This is a genomic window from Gloeotrichia echinulata CP02, assembly GCA_038087035.1.
In the GTDB taxonomy this organism is placed as follows: domain Bacteria; phylum Cyanobacteriota; class Cyanobacteriia; order Cyanobacteriales; family Nostocaceae; genus Gloeotrichia; species Gloeotrichia echinulata.
On sequence record CP051187.1, the window covers coordinates 1575721 to 1592968 of the forward strand.

Here is a 17248-nt window from a genome sequence, read left to right on the forward strand (position 1 = left end):
ATTACTCCTTACTTCTTACTACAGCGCCATTTCAGCTTTGACGACAGTGGTATCTGTCGTGCGGTCGATGCGAAAACCGAGTTTTTGACACACACGCTGCATACCGTAATTGTCTGCTAAAATATCCGCAGTCATAGATCTAATTTGCTCATCACCAGCAATTTGCAGTAACCGTTTGACTAATTCAGTACCTAAACCCTGACACTGAAAGCGATCGCTCACTAAAATAGCAAATTCGGCTTGGTTGGTTCCATGCAATTTGCTTAATCGACCAACGGCTAAAATTTCTCGTGCGGCTGTTTGCGGATTTTGATATTCTGTTACTAGGGCAATTTCGCGATCGTAGTCGATAAAGCAGATGCGTGTTAGCCGTTCATGGGTGATGCGTTGACTCAGCTTAATTAGGTGGAAGTAGCGAAAATAGACGCTTTCCTCAGAAAGTGTCTTGTGAAATTGCACCATCAACGGCTCATCTTCTGGACGGATGGGACGGATGGTAACAGGGGTACTGTCTTTCATCGTCCATTGTCCCACATATTGTGTCGGATAGGGTCGAATCGCTAACTTGGGTAATTGGTCTTCCCTGACATGTGATTCATGCAGGACGATTCGCGCATCGAGTGCAATCAATCCCCCTTGATCAGGGATTGCTAATAATGGATTAATATCAATTTCCTTGATCCAACGCTGTTCTACAACCAGCTGACTAAATACTACCAAAAGTTGCTCCAGGGCAGCAATATCTATACTTTTACGTCCGCGCACTCCAATAAGCGCTTTGTAAATCTGTGTTTGTTCAATTAGGCGTCGTGCCAAAGTAGTATTCAGGGGTGGAAGGGCGATCGCTCGATCCTGAAAAACTTCTACTAGTTGTCCCCCGGCGCCAAACAGCAGCACTGGACCAAATTGTGGATCAAGACTACTACCAATAATTAGTTCATAACCGTCGGTTTTCACCATTGGCTGAACGGTGACGCCTAAAAAAACTGCTGAGTTGTCAGTTTTCAGTGCTGAGTAAACCGGATTGTTTTCTACCGTATCCCGCAACGAAGATTCAATAGCGCGATAAGCACGGCGAACGGCTTCTTCATCTCGCAAATTTAATTGTACACCACCGACATCGGTTTTATGAGTAATAATTTCCGAATAAAGTTTCAGGACGACTGGATAACCAAGACTACAAGCAAATTGAATCGCCTCATCTTCAGTTTTCGCCACACAAGTAGCGACAATGGGAATCCCGTAAGCTGCTAAAATCTGTTTAGACTCAAATTCAGTCAGAATAGTTCGCCCTGCCTGACGTGCAGTGGCGATGATCTTTTCTGTTAAACTACAGTTTGGCATATCTGAGGCAGAATCCAACCCTGGCAGATGGGGAGTTTCGTAAATACCACGCAGGTTATAGCTAGAGCGCCACATATAACTAAACACACGGGCGGCTGTATCTGGATAAGCATAGGTAGGGATAGAATGACGATTGAGAATTAACTCCCCCGCAGCTATATCTGCGCCCCCCATCCAACTCGCCAGGATGGGTTTACCAGGAATCTGGGCGTAGGGTTTCAACTGTTCGGCTGTTTGGGTGGGGTCTGTCATCGCTTGGGGTGTGAGAATTACCAATAAACCATCACTATTGGGATCTTTCGCCGCAATTTCCAGCGCCTTAGTATATCTTTGGGGGTCAGCATCCCCCAGAATATCAATAGGGTTGTTGTGGCTCCAGTGGGGTGGTAAGATTTCGTTCAGGGAGGCGATCGCTTCTGAGGAAATCGGCGCAAGTTCCCCACCACTCTCAATTAAAGCATCCGTCGCCAATACCCCAGGACCACCAGCATTAGTCACTATCGTCAATCGTGGCCCTTTGGGACGGGGTTGTTTAGCTAATACCTCCGCCATATCGAACAAATCAGAGATACTGTTGACACGCAACACCCCACAACGCCGAAAAGCCGCATCTAGTACTGCATCACTACCAGCTAATGCTCCCGTGTGAGAAGCAGCTGCCTTTGCTGCAGCTTCAGTACGACCCGCCTTAATGACTATAATCGGCTTGGTCAGTGCTACCTCCCGCGCTGCTGAGAGAAAAGACCGAGCATTGCCGATAGATTCCATATAAATTACAATACTTTTAGTCTGCGGGTCATCACCGAGATAGTAAATCAAGTCACCCCAATCCACATCCAGCATCGAACCTAGGGAGACAAAGGCACTAAAACCGACATTTTCCCGCAAACTCCAATCAAGAATAGCAGTACAAAGGGCGCCGCTTTGACTGAGAAAACCCACATTTCCCGGACGTGCCATAGAACTGGCAAAAGTAGCATTTAAACCCGTGCGTGGACTCATCACACCTAAGCAATTAGGGCCAATAATGCGGATTTTACCCCGATGAGCATGTTCCAGAATTTGCTGTTCTAAAGCGATACCCTCAGCACCAGCTTCTTTAAACCCAGCGGAAATGACGATCGCACCTTTAACACCTGCATCCACACATTCAGCAATAATTCCGGGAACTGTTGGTGCTGGCGTCGCGATGATAGCCAAATCAATCGGTTCTGGGACATCGGAGATAGTTGGATAGGCTTTGATACCCAGTATACTATGGCGCTGGGGATTCACCGGAAAAACAGTCCCACCAAAGGGATGACTAATCAAATTCCACAATAACGTGCGTCCGACACTATTAGCCTTTTCACTCGCACCAATAACCGCTACAGTCTGTGGTGCAAAGATAGCATCTAGGGGATTGACCTTCTGTGCCTGCAAAATATCATAGGCGCGTTCAGTAGCTAGTTTGGGAGATTTTTGCATAATCATAATTTTTATATCTCACGCATTCGCGGAGCGTCCCGTAGGGAAGGCGCAAAGGCGCAAAGGAAGAAAGAAATACAGATATCGAGGTGTGGTCTAAATACCTGAAAACTGCTGTAATGAGGCGTAAATTCTAGGACACAAACGCGGTAGGGATGCAAACGCGGTAGGGGCGCAAGGCCTTGCGCCCCTACGAGGGTCTGTGGTTATTGCGGGAAAATTGGTTTAAATCCATATATTTCTACTTTTGTCAAGAAGTTGAATAATTTTTAGCAAAGCGATCACTACCCCAGTTTCCGCAATGGATGATAAGCGATCGCCCAATTCAAAGTTGACTCCAGGTACTGTCACCAAGTAAGCTAGGGGACAATGACCATAGATAACTGAGGTGAGGGCTAGCAGCGATCGCGGATCGCCTAAATGACTAGAATTGCCAATAAAACAGGAAGGTAGTAGCGATTGTACCTGTACTTGTGAGTTTTCTGAGGTTAAACAAGCATCAACAAAGATGGCTAACTCGGTATTGGCTAAAGTCGTCGCTAGTTCTGGGGTAAGTTGGTGGACTGCTAAGGATTTTACGGTTGATAAATGCCAACAAGCGATCGCATTAGCTACTCTTTGTCCAATACCATCATCATTACGCAAGTCATTACCATAACCAATCACCGTCACAATAAATTTCATCGTTTTGCGCTTCAGCATGGTAGTGACCAATCTATATTTTTTGAGAAGTTCGACCATTCTTCATCCCCACCTCCCTGGTTCGCAATCAGCATCAAGCTGTGACTAATCGATCTTTTCGGATTGGGGTTTGAATCGCCGCATCCTGATATATATCCGCTTTTAGGGGTTTGTAAATCAACTCGTACCAGGAATGACCTACCTTAGCATCAAATCCCTGTGGTTGATCGCGCATGAAGATATGTAAGGTTTATTTCCCCCGACCCACTTATACACGCTTCCATGTTTGAAACTAAAGGAAAAGTTTGAGGAACTTGTGAGGAAGGAGAAATCTCCTAGAAAATTTCAGCTTTTTGTGTATCAGCGGTTATATGATTAACTTGTGTGGTCAGCTTGTGGGTCTGTTCTATGTCTGAAGCAAATTCTCAAGATATCATTAATACTGTTGCCATTCTTCTGACGAGGTATGCAGCGGGACAGCGGGACTTTAATCGATCTCAACTGGGTAACGCTGATTTGGCTGGTGTAGATCTCAAAGGATCTGACCTCAGCTATGCTGATTTGAGTGCAGCCAACCTGAGTGGAGCGAATCTCAGAGGCTGTGATCTCAGCTTTGCAGACCTCAGTCAAGCTAATTTACAAGCTGCTGATCTACGCGGTGCTTTGTTGTTTTCAGCCGATCTGCGCCAAGCTGATATCACCGGAGCGAAACTAGAAAAAGCAGATTGCGATCGCACTACCCATTTTCCGCTCAATTTTGACCCAGTGCAAGCAGGTCTGCAAATTAAAGAAGCGTAGGAACCTAACTCTGTCGCTGTAAAAACCTTCTTAACCACCTAATCGCCTGACTTGTTGTTTGCTCGTTGGCAATTTGGAGGCATTGCTGCACAATTTCTCTTACATTAGGAAAATAGTTGCTTTCTGTAAGTATGTAATTTTCACCCTGTAATCTATAAACTAATAGCTGCTTATTCTTTAACAGCCAAACTTCTGGAACTTTATAAGGGAGATAATCATCTATATTAGTATAGCTAGTAACATCTACTTCAATGACTAAATCTGGTGGAGGCTCATTGAGCCAGTCGATACGGCTTTTACCTACTACCGCTTTCCAATTCTCAATATAAAAGCAATAGTCAGGCTCAATGCCGCTAACTTGAGGTAAACTCATGGTGATGGGAGTAAATGAGTCGTATGTGCGGTTTAAGTGGTCAAGTAAAGCTGTTACTATCAATCCTAGCAAGCTCGCATCTCTCCCATGCTCTGGTAGCGGCGCCATCAGCAAAATTTCTCCTCTTCGATATTTAATCCGAGGTGAGCAGCGATCTCCAAGTTGCTGACTCAGTACTTGATAGTCTTGCCAACATCCCAACATCCTGACAACTGTGCCTGGTAGTAACTCGATTTTTTCAGGTGTAATTACAGTGTGCATATTCGCTTACCTTGAGAAACTGCTATAGCGTTTCCCAGTCTACTGAGCTATATCATAGCCCAATATGCTTGGTGTTAGAGCCAAAAACCTTGATATACGTCAATACAGTTCAGTTAGGCTCGAATGATATACACTCTAGTAGGGAACATCCAAAATTTTTTCTTCTAATGACAATTTTATTCGTGCCGTGCCCCTACGACAAGGGCACGGCATCCAAAATTTTTTCTTCTAATGACAATTTTATTCGTGCCGTGCCCCTACGACAAGGGCACGGCATCCAAAATTTTTTCTTCTAATGACAATTTTATTCGTGCCGTGCCCCTACGACAATTTTCTCAGAGGATGTTTGAAAAGTCCTCTGGTCGGGATCAAAAATTTGAGATCCCCCATTTTTAACAGTTATCAGTTATCAGTTATCAGTTATCAGTTAAAAGTTTTGATAACTGATAACTGTTGACTGTTCACTGATTTAACGGGGGGTGGGGTTGTTCTATAGCAACCGCCAAAGTGCTTAGGACATTAACTGATGATAAAACCTAGACACAATCAGACTTGTAACCCAGTCCCCAGTCCCCAGTCCCCAGCGATGCACTGAGCCGGTCGTTGTGTCCCCAGTCCCCAGTCCCCTGCTATACCTCATTTTAATCGCGCCAAATTTGATTAACCACAGTCCCATCGGCTGCGATTAATTGAATTTGCAAAGGCATTTTTCCGAACGCATGGGTTGAACAACTTAAACATGGATCGAAGGCTCTAATTCCGGCTTCAACACGATTGAGTATTCCTTCGGAAATTTGCCTACCTTGGATAAAATGTCTGGCAATTTGAGCAACTGTGCGATTCATTGCTAGATTATTTTGACCTGTGGCAATAATCAAGTTTACCTTCTTAAGTAAACCGTTTTCATCAACTTTATAATGATGAAATAAAGTACCCCGTGGTGCTTCACTGACTCCCACACCTTCTAGTTGATTAATACCAGCTTCTGCCTGCAGTTTTGTTGATAGAATATCTGGGTCATCTAGTAATATTTCGATGGACTCAATACATGCCAAAATTTCAATTAAGCGAGCGTAGTGATAGAAAAAAGAAGATGTGACAGTACCTTTAGCCCGATCACGATATTCTCGCAATTCTCGATCAGCTAGAGGTGTACCGATACGGCTACAAATATTCAGACGCGCTAAGGGACCTACTCGATACATCCCACTATCTAAACGACAATGATCACTTTGGTCGGGATACCCTAAAGCACGATAGTAGGGAGATTTTAAGTAGGAATCTGGTTGAATTGCTTCGCCAATAAATTCTTGATAGCGACTTGCATCAAGTTTATCAGCAATAATGTTACCTCCACTATCCACAAAGCGGATATAGCCATCATAAGTTTCCCACAAACCTTCAGGCGTTACCAAACCCATAAACAAGCTGGGGAAATTACCAAAAGTTTGCGCCTCTCTTTCATGGTCTTTGAGCAAGTTCTTAAATATATTCAAAGCATTTAAAACCGTGGTACAAGCTTCAGGAACCCGATTTTGAATGTAAAGGCGTTTTTCTGCAGATAACGGTTCTCGCACCCCACCGGGAATAGCCCAAGACGGGTGAATTTTTTGTCCCCCCAAGGATTCAATAATTTCTTGTCCAAATTGACGCAAACGTATTCCCCCACGGGCGATTTCTGGTTTATCTGCAATCAAACCGAATATATTACGCTTTTGGGGGTTGCTATCCATTCCTAGTAATAAATCAGGGGCGCTCAAATGAAAGAAACTCAAAGCATGAGATTGAATAATCTGCCCCCAATTCATTAATCGACGTAATTTGGCAGCTGTTGGTGGTATAGTAACAGAAAGAATGCGATCGCCTGCTTTCGCTGAAGCTAACAAGTGACTTACTGGACAAATACCACATACCCGTGCTGTAATTCCTGGCATTTCCCAGAGTGGACGACCCTCACAAAATTTTTCAAATCCGCGAAATTCTGTCACATGAAACCGAGCATCACTCACTTGTCCGGCATCATCTAGATATATACTGATTTTAGCGTGTCCTTCAATCCGAGTTACTGGATCGATGATTATTGTTTGAGACATTGGACTCTTGACCAAAAAAAATTCAAAATTCAAAATTCAAAATTCAAAATTGAAGATTAAGAAATAAACAATTTTGAATTAATAAATTTAGGTTTCCAGCAAGTAAATTTATTTATGGAGAAGGAAAAAGATTTTTTCCCAGACACGTAGTGCAAGGAAAAAGGCATCCTTAAAGTTATCAGTTATCAGTTAAAAGTTTTGATAACTGATAACTGTTGACTGTTCACTGATTCAAAGGTCATACATTCTAGCTTCTAAGGCTTCTGGATATTCGTCACAGTAACCCTCAAACGCTGTTTTGTCAAACTTATGTGCGCGTTGATGCGCTATTTCTGCTTGTAGTTCCTCAATAACATCCCAAGCAACAGCACATTCTTTTGATGTGAGACCTTTTTCAGCGCAGATGGCGCGGGCTTTTTCAATTTCATCGTCTAATTCCTGTTCTAGTAAAGTTATTCGGGGTGCTTCGAGAAAATTACTTTGAGCCAAAATATCAGTGAGTGAAATAATCCCTAATAGTTCCGTCTGGATGACAGGCGCTCTATGTAGATGATGGTCAGCGAACAATCGCGCAACGTATTCCAAACCCAGGTCAGGATTGACAGTAATGCAAGGCTTGGTCATGATTTCATGGACGCGGACTTTCTGAGGATCTTTACCATAGGCAAGTACTTTATATACAATATCACTCTCACTAATAATGCCATAGGCATCTTGTTCATGGCGACGTTCCACAATTAGCGATCGCCAGTCCCTTATTCTCAATAACTTCACGGCTTCAGCCACTGTTGCGGAACCACGAATCGTGGCTACATCCTTGGTCATAATGTCTATTGCTTTCAACATAATTCACCCCTACAAAAATCTTTATTTTTTGTTTTTAGTAGCGCTTTAGCGCCAAGAATAATTCAGCCAAACTTGATAAATTCCCGTCCTACTAACACAGGTTTTTGTCCCTGCAATAATGGCTCTAATGCAGCGCGAATGCGAGTAGCTGCAGGTGGACAACCAGGTAAATAAATATCAACAGGAGTTACTGTATGTACAGGTGTCACTCGATCCAATAAACGTGGAACAATTCCCGGTTCATCGGGAATTTGAGCATACATATCTCCGGCTTCTATGTAACTACGTTCCAGAACAGTTTCTGCACCCCCAAAAGGATTACGTAAAGCCGTGACATTACCAGTTACCGCACAGTCACCAAAGGAGATTAAAATCTGAGAACGCGCCCTAACAATCTGGATCATTTCCAAATGTTCCTCATTAGCGATCGCACCTTCAACTAACACAACATCAACCCCAACCGGATATTCTTTAACATCAACGAAGGGACTAAATACTAAATCTACCTGTGCTGCTAAATCAATCAGCCATTCATCCAAATCAAGAAAGGACATATGACAGCCAGAACAGCCACCTAACCATACCGTTGCTAATTTCAAACGAGTCATAATTTACCTCTGTAAAAATTAGTCAAGAGTCAAGAGTCAAGAGTCAAGGGTCAAGGGTCAAGAGTCAAGGGTCAAGGGTCAAGGGTCAAGGGTCAAGGGTCAAGAGGAATTAGGTATTTGTTATGTCTTCCTTGTCTCCCCAATCCCTGGTAACAGAGCGGAGCCGTTCGCGTAGCGTCCGCACCAGAAGTGCAATCCCCAATCCCCAATCCCTGGTAACAGAGCGGAGCCGTTCGCGTAGCGTCCGCACCAGAAGTGCAATCCCTATTCCCCATTACCCATTACGATTACCGATTTCCATTCCTGGACTACAGATTTAGGGACTGAGATATTAATCAAGCGTTTACCAGGTAGGGGTATACCAAGCTGTAGTGGTTCGGTTGGTAATTTGGGCAAGATATCTTTGAGGTCATATTGAGCTATACTTGGTGCTGGTGCTGCTCCCAAGAAAACATCAGGAGCGGTTAAGATTTCACCTGTCGTTATGGTAATATGCAAGGGTTGGGGATGGAGCAACTCAGCAGCACCAGGAAAACCGACCAACCGTAAATTTATGCTTGGTGCTTGTTCAGCATAAACTTGTTTCCACAAAATAACCTGCCAAACTTTTCCTGATTGGTCATCTAATTTTAGCTGTGAGCGATAAAGTGTTTCTCCCGGTGTTCCTTCTAACTTGCTGACAGCAGCCATTACTGTCTGAGATGTGAGGCTTCCTAAACCCAGGAATATAAACAACGTCAATATTCCGAGTACTAACAGCCACCAAAATGTGTGTAGAAAGCGGCGCAACATTAGATGTACCTCCTTGTACTGGCTTGAGATCCATCGTTAAAAGTTCCATTGTTGTTTCTCCCGTGCGGTAACTAAAAAATCAATTTTGGCGCGATCGCGTTTCATTTCACCGACACTGGAACCTTGATAAAAAATCGCACCTGTTGGACAAGCATTGACGCATTTACCGCAGGAAGTACAACTTTGGGAAGTTCCCCAAGGCTGATTTAAGTCAGTAATTACATGAGAGTTGGTTCCCCTACCCGCCATATCCCAAGTATGAGCGCCTTCAATTTCGTCACATACACGGACGCAGCGCGTACAAAGCACACAACGGTTATGGTCAAGACCAAAGCGATCATGAGAAAGATCAACTTGGCGATCGCGGAAATGGTAATCTAAACTTACATGATCCATACCCATTTCAATCCCCAAGTCTTGCAATTCACAATTGCCATTAGCGACGCAAACTGAGCAAACATGATTACCCTCAGCAAACAGCATTTCTACAATCATGCGACGGTATTGTTGTAGACGTTCCGTATCAGTTTGGATTTCCATCCCTTCCGCAACTTTAGTTACACAAGCTGGTAGCAATTTGTTACTTCCAACAATTTCCACCAAACAAAGCCGACAAGCACCTACATCCCCTACCCCCTCCAGATGACACAGTGTAGGAATATGAATTCCCGCCTCTTGCGCTACCTCCAGTACAGTTTGCTCTTCTTTTGCGCTCACTAATTGAGTATTTATCGCCAGTGTTTTTACAGTCATAAAGCAGTATTATTTATCTGTTGCAATAGCCTTCTGTGGATATTGCCTTAATTAGGGGTGCTTTGAGGTAATGTCCACTCTATTTGATAAGTTTATTTGATAAGTTGGGGATTGGGGATTGGGGATTGGGGGGAGAAGTTTTAGCTTCCGAACTCGAAACTTCAGCTTCCGAACTCGAAACTTCAGCTTCCGAACTCGAAACTTCAGCTTCCGAACTCGAAACTTCAACTTCCGAACTCGAAACTTCAGCTTCCGAACTCGAAACTTCAACTTCCGAACTCGAAACTTCAGCTTCCGAACTCGAAACTTCAGCTTCCGAACTCGAAACTCCTCCTTCTGTTGATTAACCTTCAGTCCCCAGTCCCCAATCCCTAGTCCCCAATCCCTAGTTTTTGATCAACGTCAAATACTCATCCCGGAAATAGCGCAAGGTACTAAATACAGGATTAGGTGCTGATTGACCCAGACCGCACAAACTGGTATGCTTTACCATGTCGCACAGTTCTTCTAAGAGTTGCAAGTCGGCGTGTGATGCCTTACCTTCGTGAATCTTCGTCAATAGTCGATGTAATTGAACAGTTCCGACTCGACAAGGTATGCATTTACCGCATGATTCATCCATGCAAAATTCCATGAAGAATCGAGCTACATCCACCATATTGGTAGTTTGATCCATCACAATCATGCCACCGGAACCCATCATGGAACCTAGACTGGTTAGGGATTCGTAGTCAACAGGTGTATCAAAAGCTGATGCAGGGATGCATCCTCCAGAAGGACCACCTGTTTGAACCGCTTTCGCAGTACCGCTATCGGGGATACCGCCCCCCATTTCTTCGACAATTTGCCTTAAGGAAGTACCCATTGGCACTTCGATTAAGCCTGTGTTGCAGATTTTACCCGCCAGGGCAAAAACTTTAGTACCTTTACTCTTACCTGTACCGATATTGGCAAACCAATCAGCACCTTGACGAATAATGGGTGCAATATTGGCAAAGGTTTCAACGTTGTTAATTAAAGTCGGATATCCCCACAAACCAGATTCAGCGGGATAGGGTGGACGGGGATGAGGGACACCACGTTTACCTTCGATAGAAGCCATTAAGGCGGTTTCTTCACCGCAAACATAAGCCCCCGCGCCGATGCGGATATCAATTTTAAAATCAAAGGGAGACTCGAAGATTTGGCTACCTAACAAACCAAGGCGAGTAGCTTGACGAATGGCGATTTGTAGACGGTTGATGGCGGTAGGATATTCTGCCCGCACATAAATATAACCTTGGTTTGCACCCACAGCATAGGCGGCGATCGCCATTCCTTCCAAAACCCGATGAGGATCGCTTTCTAACACACTCCTATCCATAAATGCACCAGGATCACCCTCATCAGCATTGCAGATTACGAATTTGCTATCGCCTTTAGCTTTAGCAACCGTCGCCCATTTCAACCCTGTGGGATAACCAGCACCACCGCGTCCCCGTAAACCACTGCGGGTAATTGTCTCTACTACCTCCGTAGGTGTCATCTCCCGCAGCACTTGGTAAAGAGCCTGATAACCTTGAGCAGCAATATAAGATTGAATCCGTTCTGGGTCAATTTTGCCACTGTTTTCTAAGACAATGGGCAATTGTTGGGTAAAAAATGGCTGAGTCAAATCGCCACGTTTTACCGTTGTCGCTTCCCCCATCAGAGTAGCGATAATTGAGGGCGCATCCTCTGGCGTTACTTTCTCATAAAGTGTTTCCCCTAGAAATCGGGTATCAGTTTTATCCCCAGTCCCCACTCCCTGGACTTGAACTAAAGGCCCTTGACAGCACAACCGCAGACAACCAACACCCTCGACTTGCACCTTTTCCTGCAAACCTGCTGCTGTTAAAGCCTCATCCAGACCTTGTTTCACAGCTTGGGAATTTGCAGACAGACAACCAGCAGCAGTACAGCAGCGAATCTGAATCGGTTTTTGACAAGAGCGTTCTTGTTTGGCTATTTCGAGTAATTCAGTCAGTTCCATTTTACAGCCATCCTTGGACGCGATCGCATACTGATTCTGAGGTTTGATTACCTAAAATAGTGCCATCAAACACCACAGCAGGCGCAATTCCACAAGCACCAAGACACCTAGCGGTTAATAGTGAAAGTTGACCATCTACAGTGCTTTCACCTGCATGAACGTCGGCAGATTTTTCCAAATTTGCCAAGATTGTCATGGCGCCTTTAACGTAACATGCCGTACCCGTACACACCACACAAGTATGAACTCCCTTGGGTGCGAGGGAAAACAAATGATAGAAAGTTGCGACACCATAAACCTGGCTGGGTGGTAATTTCAGGCTATGGGAAATATAAAGTAATAGATCGTTTTCTAAATAGCCAAAGAGTTCCTGAGCTTTATGGAGAATTTCAATTAACGCATTTTGCTGATACTGATGACGCTTGATTGTCGCCTCCAGCATCTTAAAGCGTTTATCACCGCTGGGGTGCGGGAAGGTAGGGGGAGACATTTTCATCGGGAATTTGTAAGCTATCGACCTGCTGGAAAATTAGGTTTTAACTCAGCGTTCCTCAGCGTTTCCTCAGCGTTCCTCTGCGTTTAAAAAAGCCAGAAGTTGGGTAAAGCAGTAATTAACCAATAATCGCCGTCTGGCTAGGTTCTTTGACAACCTCTTGTGCTTTTGGCGCACTAGCTGGAAGATGGACAATCTGAACTGAACAAGTTGCATGGTGGAGAACGTAGTTACTCACACTACCCAGGAACAATTCAGCCAAGCCAGTCCGTCCGCGACGACCCATAACAATTAACTCAGCACCCCAATTCACAGCTATTTGACAGATGAGACGACCAGGAAGCCCCAAATTTTGGGTAAATTCCGTCTTTACGCCTGCTGTGTTTGCTTGGGCGCTGAAGGCTTGTAACATCTTTAGCCCTTCGTCTTTAAAGCTTTCCCACTGCTGTTGGTAGTACTCGAAACTTTGAGCGCCCAATCCCGGATAGTAATCAAAATTAGATAATATCGGTACATAAGGACTGCCTTCTTCTTCTGCAGACAGGACATGCAGTAGCATTAAGCTAGCTCCTGTTGCCTTCGCTAAGTCCAAGGCTTGGTCAAAAACCTGTTGTCCAATTTCTGAGCGATCCAATGCTACGAGAATTTTGTTAAACATATAGACCTCTGTTTTTCTTGGTCATCGGTTATTGAGGTTTTTGGTAATTACCAATCCCTCAACTCTTTTTGCCAACTTTTAAGTGGTGAACCGCTTTTCATCCCACAGTTTTGTTTATAGATCAACAATTTGAGGAACTTGTGAGGACAGCAGACAAACCTTCAAAACCTACGCAGTATTGGGAATCTACTTACTTTTGATTTTTTTCGCAATCTTTAATTGCATTGGAAGTCGGCGGTTTATCCATCCCCTTGTGGGTGGATAAGGACAGCCACCCACCGACTTGGTGGCGGATTTTTTTCCGCGAAAATATATAATTACTTAGTGATTAAAGTTGTGCGTGATCTACCTCGTGCAAGATATGAGATACCCTATACCCATTACTCCTTACTCCTTACTCCTTACTCCTTACTCCTTACTCCTTACTCCTTACTCCTTACTCCTTACTCCTTACTCCTTACTCCTTACTCCTTACTCCTTACTCCTTACTCCTTACTCCTTACTCCTTACTCCTTACTCCTTACTCCTTACTCCTTACTCCTTACTCCTTACTCCTTACTCCTTACTCCTTACTCCTTACTCCTTACTCCTTACTCCTTACTCCTTACTCCTTACTCCTTACTCCTTACTCCTTACTCCTTACTCCTTATAGCGTTTCTCGCCCTAGTGAGGTACATCGGTAAGGGCACGGCAGTGCCGTGCCCCTACATCGCGTGATACAATTTTGTACCTCATCTGAATAGGAAGTGCTTTACTCATTACTCATTACTCATTACTCATTTTGTGGGTGGAGTTATTTATAATTACTAATAAATAACTCTTTGCCCTTAGCAGCACCACCCTGCTTATAGTTATTCATCCCATACTGTAATTGCCAAGCTGCAATATTCATTGATTGAAAATTCTCTCGAATTTGCGGTGAATCATCGTAAGTAATCAGCCAGTCATGGTGACATACTTTCACAACTTCCGCAAATCTTTGATGATCAAAAGACGTGTGTAAGTCACCATCTTTACCATACAGCTTTGATTTTGTTGCCCTAAAATAGGGAGGATCTAAAAATACAAATACTTCTTTTCCAGTGGGATTTAATAGTTCACTATAATCTAAATTAGTTATTTGGACATTTTCTGCTAAAATATCTCCTAATTTTTCCAGGCGGTCTATTGACGAATCTGTAAACCTTTTATGAAAAGCTTCCTGAGAAAATCCGCCTGATTCTACAGTTCCCGAAAACGTAATTCTATTGAGTACAAAAAAACGCACGGCTCTATCAAAATCCGAAAATTTATTAATATCTACATTGGTCAATTCTGTAAATAGTAATTTACCGTCTGTATATTTAGCTTTAATATCCCGAACTTCGGCAACTAATTTAGCTATATCAGATTGGGCAAACTTCCAAAAAAGGTATAATTCGCGGTTTAAATCATTAATCCAAATCTTTAAATCTGGAAATTGCTGTTTTAGGTAAATAAAGACAGAACCACCGCCTACAAAAGGTTCTCTAAATTCCGAAAAGCTATTTGGCAAGTATTCAACTATTTGATTGATGGCTTTTGATTTACCGCCAGGATAACGAAGTGGACTTTTGAACATACAGCAGATTGCAGGTAAATGAGGTACGGATATTACAATGATTTTCTGGTAAATAGACCACGCTTTTGGGGCGCAAGGCCTTGCGCCCCTACAAGGATATGTGGTTCAAAGAAATGAAAATTGCTATAATTTTTGAGGAAGCTTTATAAAATATAAAATTTTTCAGCCTAAAAATTCAACTCCTAATATCTGCATAGTTTGCAACATTTGTTGTGCTTGAACTTCATCACCCAAATTTTTATAAATTCTGTAGGTCTGACGGTAATGAGAAATAGCTTCTTGATGACGATTTAATTTGTGAAGAGTCGCACCCAAAGTCAGAGATACTTTAGCTTCTTCAGTATGATTGTTTATATCTTGAGCTAAAACCAGAGCAGACCGTAAAAATCCCATTGCTTGGCAATATTCCTCTTTATAATAAAATATACTGCCAATGTTAAAAAATAACTGTTGCTGAATTTCTTTACTGCCAATTTGCTGAAAAATTGTTAAAGACTGTTTATAGTATACCAAAGCATTTTCTTTTCTACCCAAGTGCTGGTATGTAGATGCTATTTTAGCTAGAGTAGAAGCTTCGCTAAATCGATTGCCAATTTTGCGAGTAATATGCAAAGATTCTAAATTATATTCAAGTGCTTCTTCAAGTTGATTGATTTGACAGCATACATCACTTAAGCAAAGCAAAATAGAACTTTGGATTTTTTGATTGTCAAGCTCATAAGAAATTTCCAGGGCTTTTGTTAAAAAATCTATGGCTTTGTGATACTGATCAAGTTTTTGATATGATTGACCTAGAATATGCAGGCTGCTCATAATCAAGTTTTTGTTATCAATTTTTCTGGCAATAAAGAGCGCTTGATTACAAAATTCAATTACCTTTTGCCACTCCTGCAGATGAAGATAAATATCAGCAATTTTTACTAGTGAGTTGGCGATGGATTTGGTATCACTAATTTCTTGAGCAACCAAGAGAGCCTTTTGCTCATAATTAAGTGCCTGTTGGTAATCTTTTAGACACGCGTAAACATTGGCCAGTGACCCCAGGGCGCTTTTCTCCCAACTCCGCTCATTCATTTCGCAACTAATGGCTAGCTGATTTTGAAAACACTCAAGAGCTTTTTGATACTCCCCCAGATATTGATAATCGGTTCCTATTCCTGAAATACCTGCTACCTGTAATATTCTATTACCAGTTTTGTAAGTAGTTTTGACTAATTGTGTAAAATATTTAATCGATTCATGAAATTGCTTTAGTTGACGATAACAATTACCTATGCCGTAGAGAGCGACTTCTTGCCAATTTTCCAGACCCATACGTTGAGATAAAGCCAAAAGTAGCTTATAATACTCCAAAGCTTGTGAAAACTTGAAGAATTTTTCATAAATTGCTGCTAATTGACTCAGACAAGTTATCTCTTCTTGCCTGTCTTGATTTCGACGGCTGATTGACAATTTATCTAAGTAATAGGCGAGCCTCCTACGGAGGAGGTTTGTTGAATTTAGTTCATCTTCCCCTATCATTTTTAGTGTTAAATTATACTTATTTTCCAACCAAATATGACTGCCTTATTATGGAGTCCATAGGGATTACAGTAATACCTAGCATTTTATGGGTGGCCTTTCACCCTTTAATTTAGTAAAGATTTTTTGTTTTTCCGATAAGATTTGAAGTTTTTAGCCCAAACCTTAGTTAGGGATTCAGCTTAAGTTTTAGCCAGAATATATCTCCAGTAGGCTGCTCAAGGCTTTTCGTCCATGAATTTTCGTCCATGAATTTTCCTCTGTATCTAGAATTTTAATTTGGATTTCAGTAGAAGTTAAGGTTAGAAAGGAAATCTCTGTGCCTAACCCGCCCTGAGTATGATAAATTTGTCCCTATTCCTATACCCAAAAGCAGATGATTCGACTCTGGACGATTTGGGTAGTGGGGATTTAACTAATTGCCAGTCTAGTACCGCAAGGCGTTAGTCAAAAGTCAAAAGTCAAAAGTCAAAAGTCTCATAGGGTAGACTTTTTGGTGATTTGGAATGGGTGGTTTATTTACGCCGTCCTGTACTAGTATTAGCAGTTGTGGATATCAGTAGCACTGCACCTGTGATTGATATCCATTGAAGTCAAAACTGTAACTTTCGTACGGCTTTTCCCCATGAATCATTACCAATGCATCAGAATTAGGGAACTGCAAAAAATAAAAATAACCACTTTAAGTTGTCAACTGTCAACCGTCAAGATTGGATATTTTTATTTGGAAGTTGCTGACGGTTTGAACTGCTCTTTGCTATGAGCAATTCTACACTCAGCTAGTATAAATTATTTCATAAATCAGCTAAAAAATATGTATATGATATTACATCGTGCCTGTTTTTATCATATTGATAAACTTTTTTATACAGGAAAATACATCAATTAATTAGTAATATAGTAATATATTACTATATAAATTCACAGCAGTTTTCAGTTAAGTGAAGCC

The 17248-nt window shown here is 42.5% G+C and carries 17 protein-coding genes; 2 read left to right on the forward strand and 15 right to left on the reverse strand.

Annotation, left to right across the window (positions count from 1 at the left end; genetic code table 11):
• Window positions 1–18: 18 nt before the first annotated feature.
• The 3 genes from HEQ19_06960 to HEQ19_06970 all read right to left on the reverse strand — a co-directional run bounded on the left by HEQ19_06960 (window position 19) and on the right by HEQ19_06970 (window position 3727).
• On the reverse strand, window positions 19–2811 hold the full coding sequence (locus HEQ19_06960; GenBank protein ID WYL99304.1) for a bifunctional acetate--CoA ligase family protein/GNAT family N-acetyltransferase: 2793 nt from the start codon (window positions 2809–2811) through the stop codon (window positions 19–21).
• 225 nt (window positions 2812–3036) lie between these two features.
• A complete protein-coding gene (locus HEQ19_06965) occupies window positions 3037–3495 on the reverse strand; it encodes a hydrogenase maturation protease (GenBank protein WYM03290.1) in 459 nt (152 codons plus the stop codon).
• A gap of 91 nt (window positions 3496–3586) precedes the next feature.
• Window positions 3587–3727 (reverse strand): hypothetical protein, encoded by a 141-nt coding sequence (locus HEQ19_06970; GenBank protein WYL99305.1) that lies wholly within the window; start codon window positions 3725–3727, stop codon window positions 3587–3589.
• A 173-nt stretch (window positions 3728–3900) separates the two neighbouring features.
• Here HEQ19_06970 and HEQ19_06975 point away from each other — a divergent pair, with 173 nt between their 5' ends.
• Complete coding sequence (locus tag HEQ19_06975; protein WYL99306.1) at window positions 3901–4290, forward strand: pentapeptide repeat-containing protein; 390 nt, start codon at window positions 3901–3903, stop codon at window positions 4288–4290.
• A 4-nt stretch (window positions 4291–4294) separates the two neighbouring features.
• Here the strand turns inward: HEQ19_06975 and HEQ19_06980 are convergent, their stop codons facing one another.
• The 7 genes from HEQ19_06980 to hoxU all read right to left on the reverse strand — a co-directional run bounded on the left by HEQ19_06980 (window position 4295) and on the right by hoxU (window position 10016).
• Window positions 4295–4924 (reverse strand): Uma2 family endonuclease, encoded by a 630-nt coding sequence (locus HEQ19_06980; GenBank protein WYL99307.1) that lies wholly within the window; start codon window positions 4922–4924, stop codon window positions 4295–4297.
• Window positions 4925–5565: 641 nt separating this feature from the next.
• The gene (locus HEQ19_06985) at window positions 5566–7017 is read right to left on the reverse strand and encodes a Ni/Fe hydrogenase subunit alpha (GenBank protein WYL99308.1); all 1452 of its coding nucleotides are present in this window, start codon (window positions 7015–7017) and stop codon (window positions 5566–5568) included.
• 231 nt (window positions 7018–7248) lie between these two features.
• Window positions 7249–7863 carry a CP12 domain-containing protein gene (locus HEQ19_06990; protein ID WYL99309.1) on the reverse strand — a complete coding sequence of 205 codons (615 nt, stop codon included), beginning with the start codon at window positions 7861–7863 and terminating at the stop codon, window positions 7249–7251.
• Window positions 7864–7925: 62 nt separating this feature from the next.
• Window positions 7926–8471 (reverse strand): oxidoreductase, encoded by a 546-nt coding sequence (locus HEQ19_06995; GenBank protein ID WYL99310.1) that lies wholly within the window; start codon window positions 8469–8471, stop codon window positions 7926–7928.
• A gap of 109 nt (window positions 8472–8580) precedes the next feature.
• Window positions 8581–8721: a hypothetical protein gene (locus HEQ19_07000; protein WYL99311.1), complete on the reverse strand. Its 141-nt coding sequence runs from the start codon at window positions 8719–8721 to the stop codon at window positions 8581–8583.
• A 14-nt stretch (window positions 8722–8735) separates the two neighbouring features.
• Window positions 8736–9263, reverse strand: a complete 528-nt coding sequence (locus HEQ19_07005; protein WYL99312.1) for a DUF3122 domain-containing protein — start codon at window positions 9261–9263, stop codon at window positions 8736–8738.
• A gap of 36 nt (window positions 9264–9299) precedes the next feature.
• Entirely contained in the window at window positions 9300–10016 is a 717-nt protein-coding gene (gene hoxU, locus HEQ19_07010) for a bidirectional hydrogenase complex protein HoxU (GenBank protein ID WYL99313.1), read from the reverse strand.
• A gap of 83 nt (window positions 10017–10099) precedes the next feature.
• On the opposite strand from hoxU, the gene HEQ19_07015 reads away from it, so the two are divergent.
• Window positions 10100–10363, forward strand: coding sequence for a hypothetical protein (locus HEQ19_07015; protein ID WZI67128.1), 264 nt, complete (start codon window positions 10100–10102; stop codon window positions 10361–10363).
• A 38-nt stretch (window positions 10364–10401) separates the two neighbouring features.
• On the opposite strand, the gene HEQ19_07020 is transcribed toward HEQ19_07015, so the two are convergent.
• The 5 genes from HEQ19_07020 to HEQ19_07040 all read right to left on the reverse strand — a co-directional run bounded on the left by HEQ19_07020 (window position 10402) and on the right by HEQ19_07040 (window position 16329).
• Entirely contained in the window at window positions 10402–12027 is a 1626-nt protein-coding gene (locus tag HEQ19_07020) for a NuoF family protein (GenBank protein WYL99314.1), read from the reverse strand.
• A gap of 1 nt (window position 12028) precedes the next feature.
• Entirely contained in the window at window positions 12029–12523 is a 495-nt protein-coding gene (gene hoxE / locus HEQ19_07025; GenBank protein WYL99315.1) for a bidirectional hydrogenase complex protein HoxE, read from the reverse strand.
• A gap of 115 nt (window positions 12524–12638) precedes the next feature.
• Complete coding sequence (locus HEQ19_07030) at window positions 12639–13178, reverse strand: universal stress protein (protein ID WYL99316.1); 540 nt, start codon at window positions 13176–13178, stop codon at window positions 12639–12641.
• A gap of 793 nt (window positions 13179–13971) precedes the next feature.
• Window positions 13972–14778: a DNA adenine methylase gene (locus tag HEQ19_07035; GenBank protein ID WYL99317.1), complete on the reverse strand. Its 807-nt coding sequence runs from the start codon at window positions 14776–14778 to the stop codon at window positions 13972–13974.
• A 162-nt stretch (window positions 14779–14940) separates the two neighbouring features.
• Window positions 14941–16329: a tetratricopeptide repeat protein gene (locus HEQ19_07040; protein ID WYM03291.2), complete on the reverse strand. Its 1389-nt coding sequence runs from the start codon at window positions 16327–16329 to the stop codon at window positions 14941–14943.
• Between the last annotated feature and the right edge of the window lie 919 nt (window positions 16330–17248).

Excerpts from the sequence above, each read along its gene's own strand:
- HEQ19_06960 (WYL99304.1), bottom strand. The coding sequence starts at position 2,811 with ATGCAAAAATCTCCCAAACTAGCTACTGAACGCGCCTATGATATTTTG.
- HEQ19_06965 (WYM03290.1), bottom strand. The coding sequence starts at position 3,495 with ATGAAATTTATTGTGACGGTGATTGGTTATGGTAATGACTTGCGTAAT.
- HEQ19_06970 (WYL99305.1), bottom strand. The coding sequence starts at position 3,727 with ATGCGCGATCAACCACAGGGATTTGATGCTAAGGTAGGTCATTCCTGG.
- HEQ19_06975 (WYL99306.1), top strand. The coding sequence starts at position 3,901 with ATGTCTGAAGCAAATTCTCAAGATATCATTAATACTGTTGCCATTCTT.
- HEQ19_06980 (WYL99307.1), bottom strand. The coding sequence starts at position 4,924 with ATGCACACTGTAATTACACCTGAAAAAATCGAGTTACTACCAGGCACA.
- HEQ19_06985 (WYL99308.1), bottom strand. The coding sequence starts at position 7,017 with ATGTCTCAAACAATAATCATCGATCCAGTAACTCGGATTGAAGGACAC.
- HEQ19_06990 (WYL99309.1), bottom strand. The coding sequence starts at position 7,863 with ATGTTGAAAGCAATAGACATTATGACCAAGGATGTAGCCACGATTCGT.
- HEQ19_06995 (WYL99310.1), bottom strand. The coding sequence starts at position 8,471 with ATGACTCGTTTGAAATTAGCAACGGTATGGTTAGGTGGCTGTTCTGGC.
- HEQ19_07005 (WYL99312.1), bottom strand. The coding sequence starts at position 9,263 with ATGTTGCGCCGCTTTCTACACACATTTTGGTGGCTGTTAGTACTCGGA.
- hoxU (WYL99313.1), bottom strand. The coding sequence starts at position 10,016 with ATGACTGTAAAAACACTGGCGATAAATACTCAATTAGTGAGCGCAAAA.
- HEQ19_07020 (WYL99314.1), bottom strand. The coding sequence starts at position 12,027 with ATGGAACTGACTGAATTACTCGAAATAGCCAAACAAGAACGCTCTTGT.
- hoxE (WYL99315.1), bottom strand. The coding sequence starts at position 12,523 with ATGAAAATGTCTCCCCCTACCTTCCCGCACCCCAGCGGTGATAAACGC.
- HEQ19_07030 (WYL99316.1), bottom strand. The coding sequence starts at position 13,178 with ATGTTTAACAAAATTCTCGTAGCATTGGATCGCTCAGAAATTGGACAA.
- HEQ19_07035 (WYL99317.1), bottom strand. The coding sequence starts at position 14,778 with ATGTTCAAAAGTCCACTTCGTTATCCTGGCGGTAAATCAAAAGCCATC.